Source organism: Streptococcus timonensis (genome assembly GCF_900095845.1).
Classification (GTDB): domain Bacteria; phylum Bacillota; class Bacilli; order Lactobacillales; family Streptococcaceae; genus Streptococcus; species Streptococcus timonensis.
Genome location: NZ_FMIX01000004.1, coordinates 633,655 through 651,456, shown reverse-complemented (window position 1 = coordinate 651,456; position 17,802 = coordinate 633,655). Strand labels below are relative to the sequence as shown.

Here is a 17,802-nt window from a genome sequence, read left to right as displayed (position 1 = left end):
CTTATCTATTTTACTAAATTGTCTTAAAAATATCTGAAATTAATCAACATCAGGCAGTTCTATTTCTGCTTGATTCTTACTTAGCATCAAGATTCCATCTCCAAGAGGAACTAGACTAGCTGTTAATCCCGGATTGTTTAGAGTTGCGTCAAATAGTCTTTGCAAACCACGATAAATGGTTCGTTGCCCGCGTCGGACTTCCATAATATCCTTAGCAATATCTCCACCTTGGAAAATATCATCCAAGACAACTACTCCACCAACCTCAAGATGTTTCAGGATTTCTGGCAAAAATACGATGTATTTAGATTTTGCAGAATCCATAAAAACAAAATCATAAGATTCTGTAAGAGTGGATAAAACATCTACTGCGTCACCTTCAAGCAATGTGATTTGCTGGCGATTATCAAACTTGGCAAAATTGGCCTTGGCAAAGCCAATCATTTCAGGATTACGATCAATCGTGGTAATCTTAGACTCTGGCGAGTGTTGAGCCATCAAGAGAGCAGAAAAACCGATAGCAGTCCCAATTTCCAAGATATTCTTAGGTTGCATAGTCTCCATCAAAAAACGAAAATAAGCAACCGTTTCATGAGGAATAATTGGAATATTTTCTTTGCGAGCAAAGTCCTCAAGTTCTTTCAGTGGCCCCGTCACCTGCATTTGACGATTTCTCATAAAATCAACGATTTCTTGTTTGACAACAGGTCTACGCATGTTGTGATTGGCATTTTTACTGTAAGATTCTACCATGGATCTTATGCCAATCCTAATTTTTCTACAAGTGCTTCAAACTCATTTAAGCGACGTTCAAAGACTGCAAAAGCATCATTGAGGTAGTCTTCTTTCTCCATATCAACGCCAGCTTTTCTCATAACATTGAGTGGATAATCAGACTTACCAGCCTTGAGGTAATCAATATAGCGGTCACGATCTTCTTGACTACCATGAACAATCTTTTCAGCTAGGGCTGAAGCAGCAGCAAAACCTGTTGAATATTGATAAACATAATAGTTATAGTAGAAATGAGGAATACGAGCCCATTCATATTGAATTTCAGGGTTGTCTTCTTTTTTCAAACCATAATATGTTTCATTCAAGTCAGCATAAAGTTCATTTAAGAACTCACTAGTCAAGACTTCTCCATTTTGGTCAGCTTGGTGAATGGCGTGCTCAAATTCAGCAAATTGGGTTTGACGGAAGACCGTTCCTCGGAAGCCGTCCAAGAAGTTATTGAGAATTGCAAATCGAGTTGCATCATCTTCAACTTCCTCTAACAGTTTTTCCGTTAGGATATTCTCATTAGTTGTTGAAGCAATTTCTGCTAAGAAAATTGAATAGTCTCCGTAGACGTATGGCTGGGTTTCACGAGTATAGCTTGAATGCATACTGTGACCAGTCTCATGTACAAGGGTAAAGAGATTGTCTAAGTTATCCTGCCAGTTAAGAAGCATAAAGGCATTAGTATCGTAGGAACCACCAGAGTATGCACCTGAACGCTTGCCTTGGTTTTCATAAACATCAATCCAACGTTCGCTAAAGGCACGTTTAACACGGGTCAAATAATCATCACCAAGAACAGCTAAAGCTTCTTCGGCTTTCTTCAAGGCTTCTGGATAAGTAAAACTATATTCAACTGATGAAAGTGGTGTGTAAACATCGTACATTTTGAGATCTGGTATACCCAAGATTTTTGAACGAAGGTCAAGATAACGCTGTAAAAGTGGCAAATGCTTACGAACAGCTGACACCAGATTATCATATACACTTTCAGGGACAAAGTTAGCTGCAAGAGCTGCCTGACGTGCACTTTGGTAATTGCGCACTTTAGCACGATAGTTTTGTACTTTTACGTTTGTTTGAAGTGTTTTAGCATATGTATGTTGGAACTGCTTATAAGTTGAATAGAGAGCTTCATAAGCGCCACGACGTACCTCACGATTTTTTGATTCCATTAAGCGTGAGTAGGTCCCGTGTGATAGTTGCACTTCATTTCCTTCATCATCTAGTACATAAGGGAAGGTAATATCAGCATTGTCCAAGATTGCAAAAGTCTCACTAGCCGAACCAAAAATTTCTCCAGCTCCAGCAAGTAGTTCTTCTTCACGTTGAGAAAGAACATGATCCTTATTTTGCAATAATGTATCAAAAAAGTGTTTATATATCTGAAGCTTTGGCTCTGCCTCTAAGAAAGCATGATACTGTTCTTCAGTAATCTTCATAAACTCAGGCTCATAGAAAGAAAAGACTTGATCTAATTGACTATATAGTGTCATAGCCTTGGCGTAGTATTCTTGGTACTTGGCTTCACGCGTATCTTGGTCATTTTTCATATGAGCATAGACATATAGTTTTTCAAGACGACGATTTAAATCCAAATAAAGTTCTGTAATCTCTAATAAGCTAGCAGCACTTTCCAAAAGTCTTCCCTCAAATTTAGAAGATTCTTTCGTGTCTTTGCTTAGAAGTTCTAACTCTTCTTCCCAAGCTTGGTCAGTTGAGAAGATAGTAGATAGATCCCAAGTATATTTTTCATTGATTTCATTTCTTTGTAATACCATAAATTTCCTCCATCCTTTCTATTTTACCACATTTTTCAGAAAATACTGTTGATAAAAGGCTGGCGGAAAAAGCTTTTGATGTTTCAATTGAGGATTTTTTTCATAGTAAGATTTAAAATGTAGATAATAATCACTGATGTCCTTGTCAACTTGATAAAAATTCCCATTTTCAATAGGACTTACTTGAGGGTACCAATCTTGAAAGTTTAGATTAAGTAAATTTTTCCCAACTAGATATGCTTGTGATTGCTTTTTCATCCAGTAAGAATTTTGATAGTAGAGTTGCTGTCGAATGTAAGAACAGATATATCTATCCTGCTCAACAGTAAAGCACTGTAGTCTTTGTTTCTGATAAGGGATACGCAATATTTCTAAAAGATTACCTTTCCCATAGGGGAACTCTTTGGTCTTATAATGTAATTTCCCACGTAAGTCTTGATGAAGCAAGTATTTAAGTCGCAGTAATTCGTTCTTCAGATCCAATTCCCATACATAAAATCCCATATTATTACTAAAGTAAAGGAATCCTCTTTGTAGTTGCGTCAAACGTTCTTTTAACCACAGTTTTTCTCCTAATAGCCAAAGTACTTTAAAACCATGACTACGGTAGCCCCTACTTCTTTCAGCCAAAATACTTTGTCTTATGGGACTGCATTGAATTTCAAGAGCCAAGTTTCCTCTTACTAAAATGTCTGCGATTTGTTGACATTGAGATATAGGAAATTCCAAAGACACCTCATCATCCTTTTTGGCCCAATAAAAAAGAGCCTGCTTGTTTCCTAAATGTTCAGGGCTTTCGTTTTCATGAAACAACTGACAGTTCTTTAGAGATTGATGGGCAAAATGTGCCCTCTTACTCTGTCCTCTTCTTAGTTGTAACATGGATCCACATGCTGGACAAGTGTAATCTTGTTTAACTAAATCATCTTCTAAAGAATTCACTAAATTCCCTCTTTCATCTCTTGCTAAAAACATTTAGTCCTCCTATATTTTTCTATTCGAAAAAAATTAAAAAAGACTGAAAAGACCAGTCTTTACGCAACTATAAAACAGTTTTAGGTTTACTTCTTATTATCTTCAATTTCTTTTTAATCTCTTTTCTAGCATTGGAATGAGATTTGAAATCTGGTTATTCTTTATAACTAAGACGCCATACTCATGACAACGATTCGCATAGACAGGATTGATTTTTCCCGAACACACGATTAATTTCAGACAAGATTCTCCTGCAAAATGGTTGGCATAAACCTCCAGTTCATTGATGGCTTCAACTGATAGGTCTGTCATTTTACAAGATATAAAAATAATGGATCTTCCTTTACGAAGTACGACATCAATCTCATTTTGTACGTTATCTATCTCAGGAAAAATACCATTCCAGTCTATTTCAGCACCTATCATACATTCGTCAAAAAAATTTGATTCTTTTGCTAAAAGGTATAGATATAATTCTAAAATATGCCCCTTTGTTCGGCAAGTTAATTGAGCTTCTGAACTTGGAAAAGTATAAATGACTTTATCTGTCTTATCCTCATCAATGTGTAGCATTCCCGCTTCGGTCAATAGGGAAATCAAAGCCGCTGGATAGGGATATCGTTTCCCGTTATTCATCAAAATCTTACCTGTTTCAGCGTGAAAATCTCCAGTTTTTGCTAAAGCGAAGAATTGAGTAACTTGATACCATTGTTCTGGGTTTGAAATCGCATAGTTTGCTAGTTTTTTGATGGCAGCAATTTGTTTCTGACTACACCTATGTTGTTTCGATTTAATGAGTTTACCACCACGCAATTCTATCAATTGCTGGATCGATAAAGAAGGAATGTTTAAATTACTTTCGACTAATCTCCCAGCATCCCAGGCATATTGTTTCTCTCCCTCAATATCTGTGGCATGAATATAAAGTTTTCTTTCCATTCCGTACTCATATAGCTTGATAGCAAGTAAAGAATCGTTACCGAAAACATCTAAGGCAACCTCTTTATAATTTGTTAAGACAGGATTCAATTCTTCAGAAAATTTTTCAAGGCTTATTTGACGAAAAGTCACTTGTTTAATGTGAGGTACCTGCTCTATCAAAAAATGTTTTAAGGATATTTTCTCTTCATCCTTGATTTTACTTAAGGATAAAAAAAGAATCGCATCACTTTCAGTTAGGAAGGATGGATAGACATTTTTCTCAATGGTGTGATGGTTAAAAATTTTAACTAAGAGACGGGACATTTTTTCCTCCTGAACGAGAACATACTACTAATTGTAGGTACTTTTAAAATAAAATTACTGAAATTTAATGAGATATTTATGCCTTATCTAATTGAAAGCGTTATCTATATACCTAGTATAACATAAATAGGATTATAAGACCTCAAACTTTACTTTAAGAAAAATGAGTAGATAATATCTATTATCTACTCGCTTAATGTTTATTTTACTTTTTTAGCCAACATGGTCGCAAAGCGTAGTTGGATACGATTACCATTTTCATCACGACGGTGGAGATGGCCAGGATTTTCATTGTATTTGATGAATTCCCAATCCTTGTAGTAATTCGCCAATTCTCCTTCTTTAAAAGTGAATGGGAAATGAACTGAACAAGGATAATCTTCTGTATCCATAGCACACACAATCAAATTGTAACCTCCAATTAAGGTTTGTTCCTGCATGTTTTGAATAATAGCTGGAATGCGATCTGCTTGTAAAAACATAAGAACAACCGTTGATACGATAAAATCATAAGTTTGTCCAATGCTAGCTGAATTGATATCGTAGATACCGACAGACATTTCTAAATCTTCTTGCTCCACAATGCTTTGCAAGATTTCAAGAGATAGCTCATTCTGATCTACAGCTGTGACATCAAAGCCATGTTGAGCTAGAAAGAGTGCATTTCTTCCTTGACCACATCCTAGGTCTAGTGCCTTACATGGTTTTACTGTATCCATGGCTTCTAAAACTTCCGAATGAACTGGATTGCTATTGTATTTTTTAGGGAAATAATCCTCTGCTTTACAATAAAATTCCAAGTACCATTCCACATCGTCTGTTGCGACCTCTACTCGGTGCCAAGCTTGCGGTTGAGCCATAGGATTATCAGCTCCTGCTTCAAAAAAGTGCTCGGCTAAAACTTCCCCGTCTTCAGTCAACTCAATAAACTTAAGAGTCCCTTTTAATACGGTAATCTTGCCCCAGGTTCCGACCTTAGTATTGTGTTTTCTTTGAACAGCCTCTGGCATGGTGTCTTTATTCCAGACAGGCATACGTTTGTAGGCAACTAGTTTTTCCATATTCTTCACTCTTTCTATCGGTGGTTAACAGCTTTCATAACACGTGCAATATCACGATCTTGCTCACGTCGTTTGATAGACTCACGTTTATCGTAATCGTGTTTCCCTTTTGCAAGTCCTAAAAGTAACTTGGCATAACCATCTTTGATATAAACTTTAAGAGGAACCAAGGTCATCCCTGTCCCTTTAGTTTCTTGCTCCAATTTCTGGATTTGTTTTTTATGAAGGAGAAGTTTACGACGGCGTTCTGGCTCCTGGTTCCAGATATTGCCCTCTTCATAAGGAGCGATATGGACATTACTCAGCCAAACTTCCCCATTCTTAACCTGGGCAAACCCATCTTTCAGATTGATGCGGGCTGCTCGAACACTCTTGATCTCAGTTCCTGTCAGGACCATTCCTGCTTCTAGCGTATCTACGATTGTATAGTCGTGGTGCGCCTTTTTATTTTGCGCGACGACCTTTCCCTCGCCCTTTGCCATGCTTGGCTCCTTTCTTTACTACTTCTTTGTAAAAAGGTTTCTTGCTTTTTTTCTTTTTGTCTTTTGGAGAATGCTTGCGCTTATCACCTAAGCGACCAGATTTTCTCTTGTCTTCTTTCTTATCTGAACGACGCCCTCTATCCTTACGACCAGAGTCTTTCAAACCTTTTTCAATGACATCAAATTCACTTGGAATAAAGGAGAAATCGATCTCACCAGTCATCTTATCCGCTCTTTCGACACGAATACGTATCTGTTGTCCCACTCGGAAAGTAATTCCTGATTTCTCCCCACGGAGGGTTAAATCGCGTTCATTAAAATGGTAAAATTCAGGTAGATTGGTAATGTGAATCAATCCCTCAACTGTATTTGGCAATTCAATAAAAAGACCAAATTTAACGATACTTGAAACAACTGCATCATACTCTTCACCAACGTACTCTTCCATGTATTCAGCTTTTTTCATGGCTTCGACTTCACGCTCTGCCTCGATAGCTCGGCGCTCACGGCTTGAAGATTGAGTCGCAATCTCTGGAATGACCTGTTCAAAATGATCTGCTACATCCTTAGAACGTCCATAGTCACGAATCATCCGATGAACAAGAAGGTCAGGATAACGACGAATTGGGCTGGTAAAGTGAGTGTAGTAGTCTGCAGCTAATCCATAGTGACCGTGATTATGCTCAGAATAACGAGCCTGCTGCATCGAACGCAGAAGCATCATGGACAATACATCCGCATATGGCTCTCCTTCAACAGCACTCATGATATCTTGGAGGGCTTCCTGACTTATCTCACTGGCAGTCCCATAGATTCGTAATCCAAAACTTGAAGCGTAATCAATAAATTTCTGAACTTTCTCAGCTTTAGGTTCCTCATGGATACGATAGATAAAAGGTAGGTCCAGCTTGCTGAAGTGCTCGGCAACTGTTTCGTTTGCAATCAGCATAAAGGACTCAATCATACGTTCAGCAACACCACGCTGACGAAGTACGATATCAACTGGCTTGCCTTTTTTATCTACCAAAATCTTAGCTTCATTGGTATCAAAATTTAAAGCACCACGCTTAATTCGCATACTTTCCAAAGTTTCATGGAGCTTAGCCATTAACTCGATACTAGGGACGATTTTCTTATACTCTCGTCTCTTATCCTCATCACCTGCTAGGATGTCATTGACATCACTATAGGTCATACGTAAACTTGTCTTGATAACAGTCTGAGTAATCGTATAATTACGAACACGACCATTTTTATCAATCTCCATAATAGCAGATTGAGTCAAGCGGTCTACTTGAGGATTGAGGGAACAGATACCGTTTGAAAGGCGCTCTGGTAGCATTGGAACTACACGGTCTGTCACGTAGACAGAGGTCGCACGATTGAGAGCTTCCTTGTCAAGAGCAGATCCCTCTGTTACGTAGTAAGAAACATCTGCGATGTGAACACCTAGTTCGATATTGCCATTCTTCAGTGGTTTGATATGAACAGCATCATCCAAGTCCTTGGCATCAGCTCCATCAATCGTAAAGGTAATTTCATCTCTTAAGTCCAGGCGACCTTCCAGATCCTTCTCTGATGGCGCATCAGGGACGTTTTCTGCTTCTTTAAGAACAGCCTCTGGAAACTCAGATACAATGTCCATTGACTCCAAGACCTCGAGGACGTCAATCCCCGCATCTGTTGAATGTCCAACCACATCTAGGACACTAGCAACAAAGAAATCGTGTTTCTTACTTGGGTACTTATCGATAAAGACCTTGAGAACTTCTGTACCGTCTAATTGAATAGCTGGCTTCTTAACGTAGATTGGTTGACTAATCTTTTGATTTTTAGAACGGATATAACCCGCATACTTAGGCTTTTCCTCATCAAGAACAATTTGACCAACAACCGTTGTCAAACTGTGTTCTAAAATATCGATAATCTTTGCTTCAGCTGCTGTTCCTTTTTGACGATCTGCAACCTTTTTTATCACAATCTCAACAGTATCGCCATCAATTGCGTAGTTAACATCATTTTTACCAACAAAAAGGTCATCTTCTTCCCCGTCTAGGCTAACGAAACCAAAGCCATTTTTATGAGCGTGAAAAATTCCTTTAAGGGTAATTTCCTGTTTCTTCTTTTGATTGATGATCAAACTTCCATCTTCTTCAAAACGGATCTGGTGTTTTCTTTCCATGAGGGACAAGTTTTTTATCAACTCACGAAAATCCTTGGATCCATCCTTTCCTAGAGCTTGGGCTAGGTCATTAACTGTGACTCGTCCCTTCTCTTTTAAATATTCTTTTATTTTATCTTTCATATTTTCTTTCTAGATTTATAAATTTTTCCTTTGGTGTAAAACCTTATGTCTTTAAAAACAAAAATAGGCTAAGACCTAGTCTCGCCCATTATTTTCTTATCTACTTGATAATACCGTCAATGCTAAGGCAATGGCTAGCCAGAAAAAGACCAAGATTCCTGTCAAACGCTGCATCACGGCTTCAAAACCACGAGCCTTGCTACGTTCGAATAAGTCACCTGCACTGGCATCAAATACATTGCTAGATTGATTCTTAGTTGGTTGCATGAAGATTGCAATCACAATCACAACGGATAATACTAATAAAATGGTTAATAATAGGTTATACATATCAAACTCCTTAAAATCCTTATTATTTTATCATAATTTCTACTTAGATTCAAGATGTAAAGTAACTTTTCTTTCCTTTGGACAATATTTTAGAACTTCAATCTTATCTGGATGAGTTTTTGAGTTCTTACTAGTTAGATAATTCATGCTTCCACAAGAGGAACATTTCAGATTAATTTTGACACGCACTAGATTTCCTTCACTTTTAATAATGTTCTAAATTGGATAAGGTTAAAAATACAACTCAGAGCAACACAGGCTGCTGTTGCGTAAAAAACAGAGTTATAACCAAATTGATTTGCGACTAAAGAACCTGCTAGAGGACCAATCACACCTCCTAGGTAAAAAAATACTTGGTTGAAAGCAAATACTCTCGAAATAGCAGATTTTGGAGCCATTTTACTAAGAATAGCATTGATACCGGGAACTAAGGCACCTGTTCCTAGACCGAAAAGAAAGCGGTAAACTCCCAGTTCAACTGGACTTGTAGCATTGGCACAAAGTACGTATATTACAGTTGAATAGATTTGAGCTAAGATCAGAAGTCGATGATTGCCAACTTTATCTCCCAATCGTCCCATAATACCTGCACTCATCATACTCGATAAACCCATGCTAGAAACTATTACACCAGAGACAAAGAGAAGATTCTCCTTCTGCCCTAGTTCTCGAACATAGAGAGCGAGAATAGGTCCGATAGATTGAGCTGCAAATTGAATGACAAAACTCGTTGCAAATAAGTTAAATAAAAGGTATGGATATTTTAGACTAGCATATAAATATTTTGTTGGAATTGCAGTTTCTTTGGTTACAGGCTGAAAATCTTCCTTGATAAAGAATATAGTCAAGATAGCAGCCAAAAATACCAGGGCCCCAACCATTAAAAAGGCATTTCGAATCCCAAATACTTCTGCAATCAAACCTCCAACAAAAGGGCCTGAAAGTGTTCCTGCCAAAACTCCAGATGTTATTGTACCCAGAGCATAACCCGACTTATCCTTTGGCACTTGACTCGCTATTAAGGCAGTTGCATTTGGTACATATCCAGTAAATACTCCATTCAAAAAGCGTAGGACTAAAAGCCAAAAGATATTTGGTACAAAGGCTAAGCCTCCCATAGTAATAGTCATAGCTATCCCTGCTCTAATCATCATAGGTTTACGGCCATATTTATCTGCTAAAATCCCCCAAATAGGCGATATAAAAGCAGCCGAAACTGAAGAGATTGAAATAGCTATCCCTGAATAGAAAGTGACCTGACTTGGTTCAACTCCTAATTCTTCAACAAAAATTGGCATAAAAGGTAGAACCAAGGATACACAAGCCCCTGTCAAGAAACATCCAATCCAAGCTATGCGAAGATTTTTTTTCCAATTAATTTCTTTCATGGAACTCACCTCTCTCTAGTAGAGAAATGATTTGACTCAATAGTTGATCAAGACTTCCACTATTATCAATAATGTGAGTCGCAAGTTTTTTCTTTTTGTCCAAAGACCACTGTGAAGAAAGTCGAGATTCAGCAGCTTCTAGAGATAGTTTGTCTCTATTCATCAATCTTTCTATCTGAGTTTCTCTATCGAGATAGATTAACCATACTTCATCAAACCAAGATTCATAACCTTGTTCAAATAGGAGGGGAATATCCATAAAAAAGATAGCTTCAGTCTGAGCTAACTGATTTTTTAAAGCGGCCAACTCTTCAAGAATAACTTGACCTTGAGTTTCTTTTGACCATTCTTGTTCTTCAGGATTAGAAAAAATCAGACTAGCTAGTAGAGGACGGTTTAGTTGTCCATTTTTTAAAACAACCTGGTTGCCAAAATGCTCTACTAAAATATTATAGAGTCTACCACCCGGAGCTTGAAGCTGATGTACTAGAGCGTCAGCATCAACCACTTGAAATCCTCTATGACGTAAAAAATTTGTTACAGTTGATTTTCCAGAAGAAATGCCTCCTGTGATACCTATAATTTTTCCCATCAACTTCTCCTTTGACACCTTGGGCAAAAATGAGTTCCTCGTCCACCTAGTTGAATTTTTTCTATAATAGTTCCACATCGTGAACAAGCTAAGCCGGCTTTATCATAAACTTGGTGTAATTCTTGCATAGTACCATTCTCACCAAAGGCATTGGTATAACTTCTAATGGTAGAGCCACCCTTGTCAACAGCTTGCTCCAAAACGCTTATGGTTTGTTCGTGAATAGCTCTTGCTTCTTTTTTTGTTATAGTTTGTGAAGATTTAGCCGGGTAAACTTTAGCTCTCCAAAGAACCTCGTCCACATAAATATTTCCCAAACCTACGACTAAAGTTTGATCTAACAAGTGAGTTTTAATTGGCTTTTTAGATTTCTTAAGAGCTTTTTCAAAAGTTAGTAAATCAAAATCCTTCTCTGTCGGTTCCGGACCAAGTTTTTTTGAAATAAAGTAAGAATCCAAGAGTTCGGGTGCTAACAGTTCCAAGGTACCAAATTTACGGACATCCTCATAGACTAAAGTTCCGCCATCCTCAAAATGAATCAAAACATGGGCGTGTTTACGTTCTGGAACTTGGTCTGGGTAATAAAAATACTTGCCTTCCATTCTCAAATGAGAGATTAGAACTTTGTCGGATAAATAGAAAAGTAGATATTTTCCACGTCGTCCCATCGACTGGATAACCTGACCAGGTAACTCCTTTTGAAATTCTTCCAAGTCGGTCTTGATCATTTTTGGATAATGGACCTCTATGCTAGATATCTTTTTTCCAAGAATCAATTTTTCTAGACCACGGCGAACCGTTTCGACCTCAGGTAATTCTGGCATACATCCTCCTTCTGTAAAAACAAGAAGCAGGCATGAGCCCACCTCTACTTAATATTCTTTCTCATTATAGCCAAAGTCAGCAAGATCTAGCTTTTTATCACGCCAGTTTTTCTTGACCTTGACCCAAGTTTCTAAGAAGACTTTATCTCCTAGCATGAGTTCAATATCTTTACGAGCCATCGTACCAATCTTCTTGAGCATGGCGCCACCTTTCCCGATGACGATACCCTTTTGGCTGTCACGTTCAACCATGATGGTTGCGCGGATATGAACCTTGTCCGTCTCCTCATCACGCTTCATAGAGTCCACCACAACTGCGACAGAATGCGGGATTTCCTCACGAGTTAAGTGAAGAACTTTCTCACGAATCATTTCTGAAACCAAGAAGCGCTCTGGGTGGTCTGTAATTTGATCAGCTGGGAAATATTGAAAACCTTCTTCTAAATTCTCACTTAAGATATCTACTAAATGTGATACATTATTCCCCTGAAGAGCTGAGATTGGTACAATCTCTTTGAAGTCCATTTGATTACGGAAATCATCGATTTGTGCCAAAAGTTGATCCGGATGAACCTTATCAATTTTATTAACTACTAAAATTACGGGAACTTTTGCAGCTTTAAGACGTTCGATAATCATATCGTCACCCTTACCACGTGGCTCATCTGCAGGAACCATAAAAAGCACGGTATCCACTTCACGAAGGGTGCTATATGCTGACTCTACCATAAAATCTCCGAGGGCAGTTTTAGGCTTGTGAATCCCTGGAGTATCGATAAAGACAATTTGTTCTTTATCAGTGGTATAAATTCCCATGATTTTATTACGCGTTGTTTGCGCCTTATCACTCATGATGGCAATTTTTTGCCCCATTACGTGATTCAAAAATGTTGACTTCCCAACGTTAGGACGTCCTAAAATAGCTACAAAGCCTGATTTAAATGTCATTATTTCCTCATTATCATAAATAGTGTATCCCAAATTCTAGGGATAAAAATTAGTAAACCGATCAAAGCTGCTAAAACAGAAACAACAAGGACTGCACCTGCAGCCATGTCCTTAGCCTTCTTTGCCAGCATGTCGAAGTGATAATGGCTAGCCAAATCCACAACATTTTCGATAGCTGAGTTAAGAATCTCAAATGCTATTACTAAGAAAATGCTTAAAAGAAGAAAGAGCCATTCGATTCGTGATACCCGAAAAACAAAACCTGCAAGAATGACAATTAAAGCTGTCGCCGCATGTTTTCTCATATTTCGTTCTTCCTTAATCGCGGTCAAAATTCCTGTAAAAGCAAATTCCAAACTTGTGATTAGGTCACGGTTTTTCCATTTTCTTTTATTGTCTTGTGAGTCCATAGGCAGTCAAAATTTCTTCCTGTAAACCGAACATCTCCGCTTCTTCTTCCGGAGTGTAGTGATCATAACCGTTAATATGTAAAAAGCCGTGAACTGCTAAGAAGCCCATCTCACGTTCAAAACTATGACCGTATTCTTCAGCTTGCTCATGCGCTTTATCAATAGAGATGAATAGTTCACCGATATAGGCATCAAATTCTGACAGCATATCTGCCAAGTCAGGATCATTGGCTAAATCTTCTTCATCAAAAGAAATCTCTAGCTCGGGCTTGTATTCAAGACTGATGACATCAGTTGGACGATCTGTATCTCGATACTCTAAATTGAGTTCATGACTCCGCTCATTCGTCACAAAAGTAACTGCCATCTCCTTGTCTTCTTTTTCTAACTTTTTGGCAGCAAACTCTAAAATTTCTTGAGTTTGTTGTAGAATTTCGTTTGAAACTTTTCCAGTTTCATCTACTATTTCAATAAACATGTGTTTCTCGATTCTCTTTACTTGGCTTTATTATACCATATTTCTATGATTTTATTCTACCTTTTTGATATAATACTATGTAATACAATCACGAGGAGAGAACCATGTCATTTGACGGATTTTTTTTACACCACATGGTTGAGGAATTACGAACAGAATTAGTAAATGGTCGTATCCAGAAAATTAATCAACCTTTTGAGCAAGAATTAGTCTTGCAAATTCGAAGCAATCGTAAAAGTCATCGTTTGCTCCTTTCTGCCCATCCAGTTTTTGGTCGTATTCAATTAACTGAATCAACTTTTGAAAACCCTGCACAGCCATCAACCTTTATTATGGTTTTAAGGAAGTATCTTCAGGGTGCTGTCATTGAATCTATCCAACAAATTGATAATGATCGTATCGTGGAAATCACAGTTTCTAACAAAAATGAAATTGGAGATCATATCCAGGCGACTCTTATCATTGAGATCATGGGAAAACATAGTAATATTCTCTTGGTAGACAAAACTGAGCAAAAAATCCTCGAAGTTATCAAACATATTGGTTTTTCTCAAAATAGCTATCGGACCTTATTACCGGGAGCTACTTACATCGCTCCTCCAAGCTCAGATGCCTTTAATCCTTTTACTATCAAGAATGAAAAACTATTTGAAATTCTCCAAACTCAAGAATTAACTACAAAGAATCTTCAACATCTTTTCCAAGGATTGGGACGTGATACGGCTATGGAATTGGAGAAAATACTCCTTGATGATAAACTAAATACCTTCCGTAACTTTTTCTCTCAAGAAACAACTCCCTATCTTACGGAAATATCATTTAGCTCTGTACCTTTCTCGAATCGTGTGGGTGAATCTTTCAATAGCCTTTCAGAGCTATTAGATAGCTATTATAAGGACAAGGCTGAACGCGACCGTGTCAAACAACAGGCGAGTGAACTCATTCGCAGAGTTGAAAATGAACTGCAAAAAAATCGTCAAAAGCTTAAGAAACAAGAAAAAGAACTGCTTGCTACCGAAAATGCTGAGGAATTCCGACAAAAAGGCGAGTTACTAACGACTTTTCTTCATCAAGTTCCAAATGACCAAAACCAAGTCGTCTTAGACAATTATTACACCAATCAGCCAATTACAATAGCACTTGATAAGGCTTTAACACCAAATCAAAATGCTCAAAAATACTTCAAACGTTATCAAAAATTAAAAGAGGCTGTTAAATATCTGACTGATCTAATTGAAGAAACCAAGGCTACTATTCTCTATCTGGAAAGCGTCGAAACAGTCCTCAATCAAGCTGGATTAGATGAAATCGCTGAAATTCGTGAGGAGTTGATTGAAACAGGCTTTATCAGAAGACGCCAACGTGAGAAACTTCATAAGCGGAAAAAACCTGAAAAATATCTTGCTAGTGATGGCAAGACTATCATCTATGTTGGTCGAAATAACCTCCAGAATGATGAATTAACCTTTAAAATGGCCCGAAAAGATGAACTTTGGTTCCACGCTAAAGACATTCCTGGAAGTCATGTCGTCATCTCAGGAAATCTTGACCCATCTGACGAGGTCAAGACAGACGCTGCTGAACTTGCAGCTTACTACTCAAAAGGTCGCTTATCTAATTTAGTACAAGTTGATATGATTCAGGTAAAAAAACTAAATAAGCCAACTGGTGGAAAACCTGGTTTCGTTACTTATACAGGACAAAAAACTCTCCGAGTAACGCCAAATCCAGATAAAATCCAATCCATGAAATTTAGCTAAGCTTCCATGCTACAATTTTTAGTACTATAGAAAGGAGGTCTTTCTCTGAATGTATAACCATATTAAGTCCATCATGACTATCATACTAGGTGCTGCTATATTTGCCTTCGGACTTACATATTTTGTAGTCCCACATCATTTATTTGAAGGTGGAGCCACAGGGATTACCTTGATTACCTACTATCTCTTTAATATCCCTATCTCATTGATGAACATCATCATTAACATCCCTCTCTTTATTCTCGCTTGGAAAATTTTTGGAGCAAAGACTCTATATTCGAGTCTTCTAGGAACCATCTCAGTATCCGTCTGGCTAGCTATCTTTGAGAAGATTCCCCTTCAGTTTAATCTTGAAGGTGATTTAGTTATCGTAGCCTTAGTATCAGGAGTACTCCTAGGGGTTGGATTAGGAATTATTTTCAACGCTGGTGGAACTACAGGTGGAACTGACATCGTTGCTCGAATCCTTAATAAATATACCAATATTTCAGTCGGTAAATTACTCTTTGGATTAGACTTCCTAATCCTGATGTTGATTTTAATTATTTTTCAAGACCTCCGTCTAGTAACTTATACTCTTCTATTTGACTTTATCGTATCACGAGTTATCGATTTAATTGGAGAAGGAGGTTATGCTGGTAAAGGCTTCATGATCATCACTCAAAAGCCAATGGAACTAGCTGATAAAATTAATGACGAGCTTGGACGTGGTGTTACTTTTATTTCAGGTCAAGGTTACTACAGTAAAAACGATTTAAAGATTGTCTATTGTATCGTAGCTAGAAATGAGATGGTTAAGATGAAAGAGATGATTTACAGCATTGATCCTATGGCCTTTATTACTATCACTGAAGCCCATGAAATCCTAGGGGAAGGTTTTACATTTGATCCTAGGTAAACTAGCAATTTGAACTGAAAAGCAATCCCATTACAGGATTGCTTTTTTATTTCAATATACAAAAAAACAGAAGAGCATGCTCTTCTGTTTTAATAGATATTATTTTTCAGCTGACAATGCTGCCATTGTGATGTAGTTGTATGGTTTGTTGAAGTGTGGCAAGAAGAATAGGTCAGTCAATGCCAATTTATCAATTGTAACATGTTCTTGGATAGCAAGTGAGAACATGTGGATAGCCATACCGATTGCTGAATCGCGAGATACCATTTGAGCACCAAGGATTTCACGGCTGTCTTTATCAAAGACAATCTTGATAGCTACTTCATGGTTGTCATGTTTCATAAATTCTGGTTTTTGAAGGTCGTTAAATCCAGTTTCAGTAGCATTGTAACCAGCAGCTTTAGCTTTTTCAAGTGTCAAACCAGTTGAAACCATGTTGAGACCATAGATTGAGATACCATTTGATCCTTGAACACCGATTCCTTCAAGTTCATGTCCACAAGCGTTGTAAGCACCAACGATACCAGTACGTACAGCGTTTGAAGCAAGTGCGATGTAGCTAGTGTCTTTACGAGCGTTGTCATAAACAGTTGCACAGTCACCAACAGCGTATACACCTGGGATAGATGTTTCTTGTTTCTTGTCAACAAGGAAAGCACCGTTACGGAAGAGTTCGATCTTACCGTCAGCAAGAGCAGTGTTTGGACGGAAACCAACTGCAAGAACAACCATATCAACGTCAAATGTTTCTTTGTCAGTTACCAAGCGTTCAACTTTACCGTCACCTTCGATAGCTTTAACAGTTTGACCAAGAGCCAAACGGATGTTGTTGTCTTCCAAGTTTTTAGCCATCATTTGAGTGAAGTCTTTGTCGTAGTAGCCGTTCAATACTGTGTCAACGATATCAACAAGCACAACTTCTTTTCCAAGACGTTCGAAAGCTTCAGCAAGTTCAACACCGATGTATCCACCACCAACTACAGCGATACGCTCAAGGTGTTTGCTCTTATCAGCAAGTTTGTTGATAACTTCTTCAGCATTTTGGTACAACTTCACAAATTGTACGTTTTCAAGAGTAGTCTTGAATTCACGGTTTCCTTTAACAATTTCAACACCTTCAATTGGAGGCAAAATTGGTGTAGAACCAGTAGCGAAGATCAACTTATCGTATGATTCTTTGTGTTCTTTTCCTTCAACTTCTGCGGTAACAACTTTGTTATCGTAGTCGATTGAAAGTACAGGTGAGTTCATGTAAACTTTCGCACCTTTAGCTTCAAGCTTTTCTTTATCAGAATAGAACAAGCCTTCAGCACCGTCGATTTGCTCACCAATCCAAAGTGCCATTCCACATCCAAGGAATGAGATATTTGAGTTTTGGTCAAATACAACGATTTCGTTTTCGTTTCCAAAGTTGTCCAACATAGTGTTGATACATGCAGTTCCAGCGTGGTTAGCACCCACAACTACGATTTTACTCATAAGATAAATCCTACCTTTATTTTTTTTTCCTTGATATTATAACACTTTCTGTTAGCGTTTACAAGT

At 37.9% G+C, this 17,802-nt stretch carries 18 protein-coding genes; 2 read left to right on the top strand and 16 right to left on the bottom strand.

Annotated elements, in window-relative coordinates; translation table 11 throughout:
* Nucleotides 1–39: 39 nt before the first annotated feature.
* The 15 genes from BQ2679_RS06750 to ybeY all read right to left on the bottom strand — a co-directional run bounded on the left by BQ2679_RS06750 (nt 40) and on the right by ybeY (nt 13,599).
* Complete coding sequence (locus BQ2679_RS06750; protein WP_075567465.1) at nt 40–753, bottom strand: O-methyltransferase; 714 nt, start codon at nt 751–753, stop codon at nt 40–42.
* 5 nt (nt 754–758) lie between these two features.
* The gene (gene pepF / locus BQ2679_RS06745) at nt 759–2,561 is read right to left on the bottom strand and encodes an oligoendopeptidase F (RefSeq protein ID WP_075567464.1); all 1,803 of its coding nucleotides are present in this window, start codon (nt 2,559–2,561) and stop codon (nt 759–761) included.
* A gap of 18 nt (nt 2,562–2,579) precedes the next feature.
* Nucleotides 2,580–3,536: a competence protein CoiA gene (locus tag BQ2679_RS06740; RefSeq protein WP_075567463.1), complete on the bottom strand. Its 957-nt coding sequence runs from the start codon at nt 3,534–3,536 to the stop codon at nt 2,580–2,582.
* 102 nt (nt 3,537–3,638) lie between these two features.
* Nucleotides 3,639–4,781 (bottom strand): PDDEXK family nuclease, encoded by a 1,143-nt coding sequence (locus tag BQ2679_RS06735; protein ID WP_075567462.1) that lies wholly within the window; start codon nt 4,779–4,781, stop codon nt 3,639–3,641.
* 200 nt (nt 4,782–4,981) lie between these two features.
* Nucleotides 4,982–5,842, bottom strand: a complete 861-nt coding sequence (tehB, locus tag BQ2679_RS06730) for an SAM-dependent methyltransferase TehB (protein ID WP_075567461.1) — start codon at nt 5,840–5,842, stop codon at nt 4,982–4,984.
* A 14-nt stretch (nt 5,843–5,856) separates the two neighbouring features.
* Nucleotides 5,857–6,324, bottom strand: a complete 468-nt coding sequence (gene smpB / locus BQ2679_RS06725; RefSeq protein WP_001051741.1) for an SsrA-binding protein SmpB — start codon at nt 6,322–6,324, stop codon at nt 5,857–5,859.
* The gene (gene rnr, locus BQ2679_RS06720; protein ID WP_075567460.1) at nt 6,287–8,629 is read right to left on the bottom strand and encodes a ribonuclease R; all 2,343 of its coding nucleotides are present in this window, start codon (nt 8,627–8,629) and stop codon (nt 6,287–6,289) included. The genes smpB and rnr overlap by 38 nt, the downstream gene beginning before the upstream one ends.
* 96 nt (nt 8,630–8,725) lie before the next feature.
* A complete protein-coding gene (secG, locus tag BQ2679_RS06715; protein WP_000282514.1) occupies nt 8,726–8,959 on the bottom strand; it encodes a preprotein translocase subunit SecG in 234 nt (77 codons plus the stop codon).
* Between the two features lie 39 nt (nt 8,960–8,998).
* Nucleotides 8,999–9,148 (bottom strand): 50S ribosomal protein L33, encoded by a 150-nt coding sequence (gene rpmG, locus BQ2679_RS06710; RefSeq protein WP_007519517.1) that lies wholly within the window; start codon nt 9,146–9,148, stop codon nt 8,999–9,001.
* Nucleotides 9,148–10,347, bottom strand: coding sequence for a multidrug efflux MFS transporter (locus BQ2679_RS06705; protein ID WP_075567459.1), 1,200 nt, complete (start codon nt 10,345–10,347; stop codon nt 9,148–9,150). The genes rpmG and BQ2679_RS06705 overlap by 1 nt, the downstream gene beginning before the upstream one ends.
* Nucleotides 10,334–10,939 (bottom strand): dephospho-CoA kinase, encoded by a 606-nt coding sequence (coaE, locus tag BQ2679_RS06700; protein WP_075567458.1) that lies wholly within the window; start codon nt 10,937–10,939, stop codon nt 10,334–10,336. The genes BQ2679_RS06705 and coaE overlap by 14 nt, the downstream gene beginning before the upstream one ends.
* Entirely contained in the window at nt 10,939–11,763 is an 825-nt protein-coding gene (gene mutM / locus BQ2679_RS06695) for a DNA-formamidopyrimidine glycosylase (protein WP_075567457.1), read from the bottom strand. Before mutM ends, coaE begins: the two co-directional genes overlap by 1 nt.
* Nucleotides 11,764–11,811: 48 nt before the next feature.
* Nucleotides 11,812–12,711 (bottom strand): GTPase Era, encoded by a 900-nt coding sequence (gene era / locus BQ2679_RS06690; RefSeq protein WP_075567456.1) that lies wholly within the window; start codon nt 12,709–12,711, stop codon nt 11,812–11,814.
* On the bottom strand, nt 12,711–13,121 hold the full coding sequence (locus BQ2679_RS06685; RefSeq protein WP_075567455.1) for a diacylglycerol kinase family protein: 411 nt from the start codon (nt 13,119–13,121) through the stop codon (nt 12,711–12,713). Before BQ2679_RS06685 ends, era begins: the two co-directional genes overlap by 1 nt.
* On the bottom strand, nt 13,102–13,599 hold the full coding sequence (ybeY, locus tag BQ2679_RS06680; RefSeq protein ID WP_075567454.1) for an rRNA maturation RNase YbeY: 498 nt from the start codon (nt 13,597–13,599) through the stop codon (nt 13,102–13,104). Before ybeY ends, BQ2679_RS06685 begins: the two co-directional genes overlap by 20 nt.
* A 104-nt stretch (nt 13,600–13,703) precedes the next feature.
* Here ybeY and BQ2679_RS06675 point away from each other — a divergent pair, with 104 nt between their 5' ends.
* The gene (locus BQ2679_RS06675) at nt 13,704–15,359 is read left to right on the top strand and encodes an Rqc2 family fibronectin-binding protein (RefSeq protein WP_075567453.1); all 1,656 of its coding nucleotides are present in this window, start codon (nt 13,704–13,706) and stop codon (nt 15,357–15,359) included.
* Nucleotides 15,360–15,408: 49 nt separating this feature from the next.
* Nucleotides 15,409–16,257, top strand: coding sequence for a YitT family protein (locus tag BQ2679_RS06670; protein WP_075567452.1), 849 nt, complete (start codon nt 15,409–15,411; stop codon nt 16,255–16,257).
* A 99-nt stretch (nt 16,258–16,356) separates the two neighbouring features.
* Here BQ2679_RS06670 and nox read toward each other — a convergent pair whose 3' ends face one another.
* Complete coding sequence (gene nox / locus BQ2679_RS06665) at nt 16,357–17,736, bottom strand: H2O-forming NADH oxidase (protein ID WP_075567451.1); 1,380 nt, start codon at nt 17,734–17,736, stop codon at nt 16,357–16,359.
* Between the last annotated feature and the right edge of the window lie 66 nt (nt 17,737–17,802).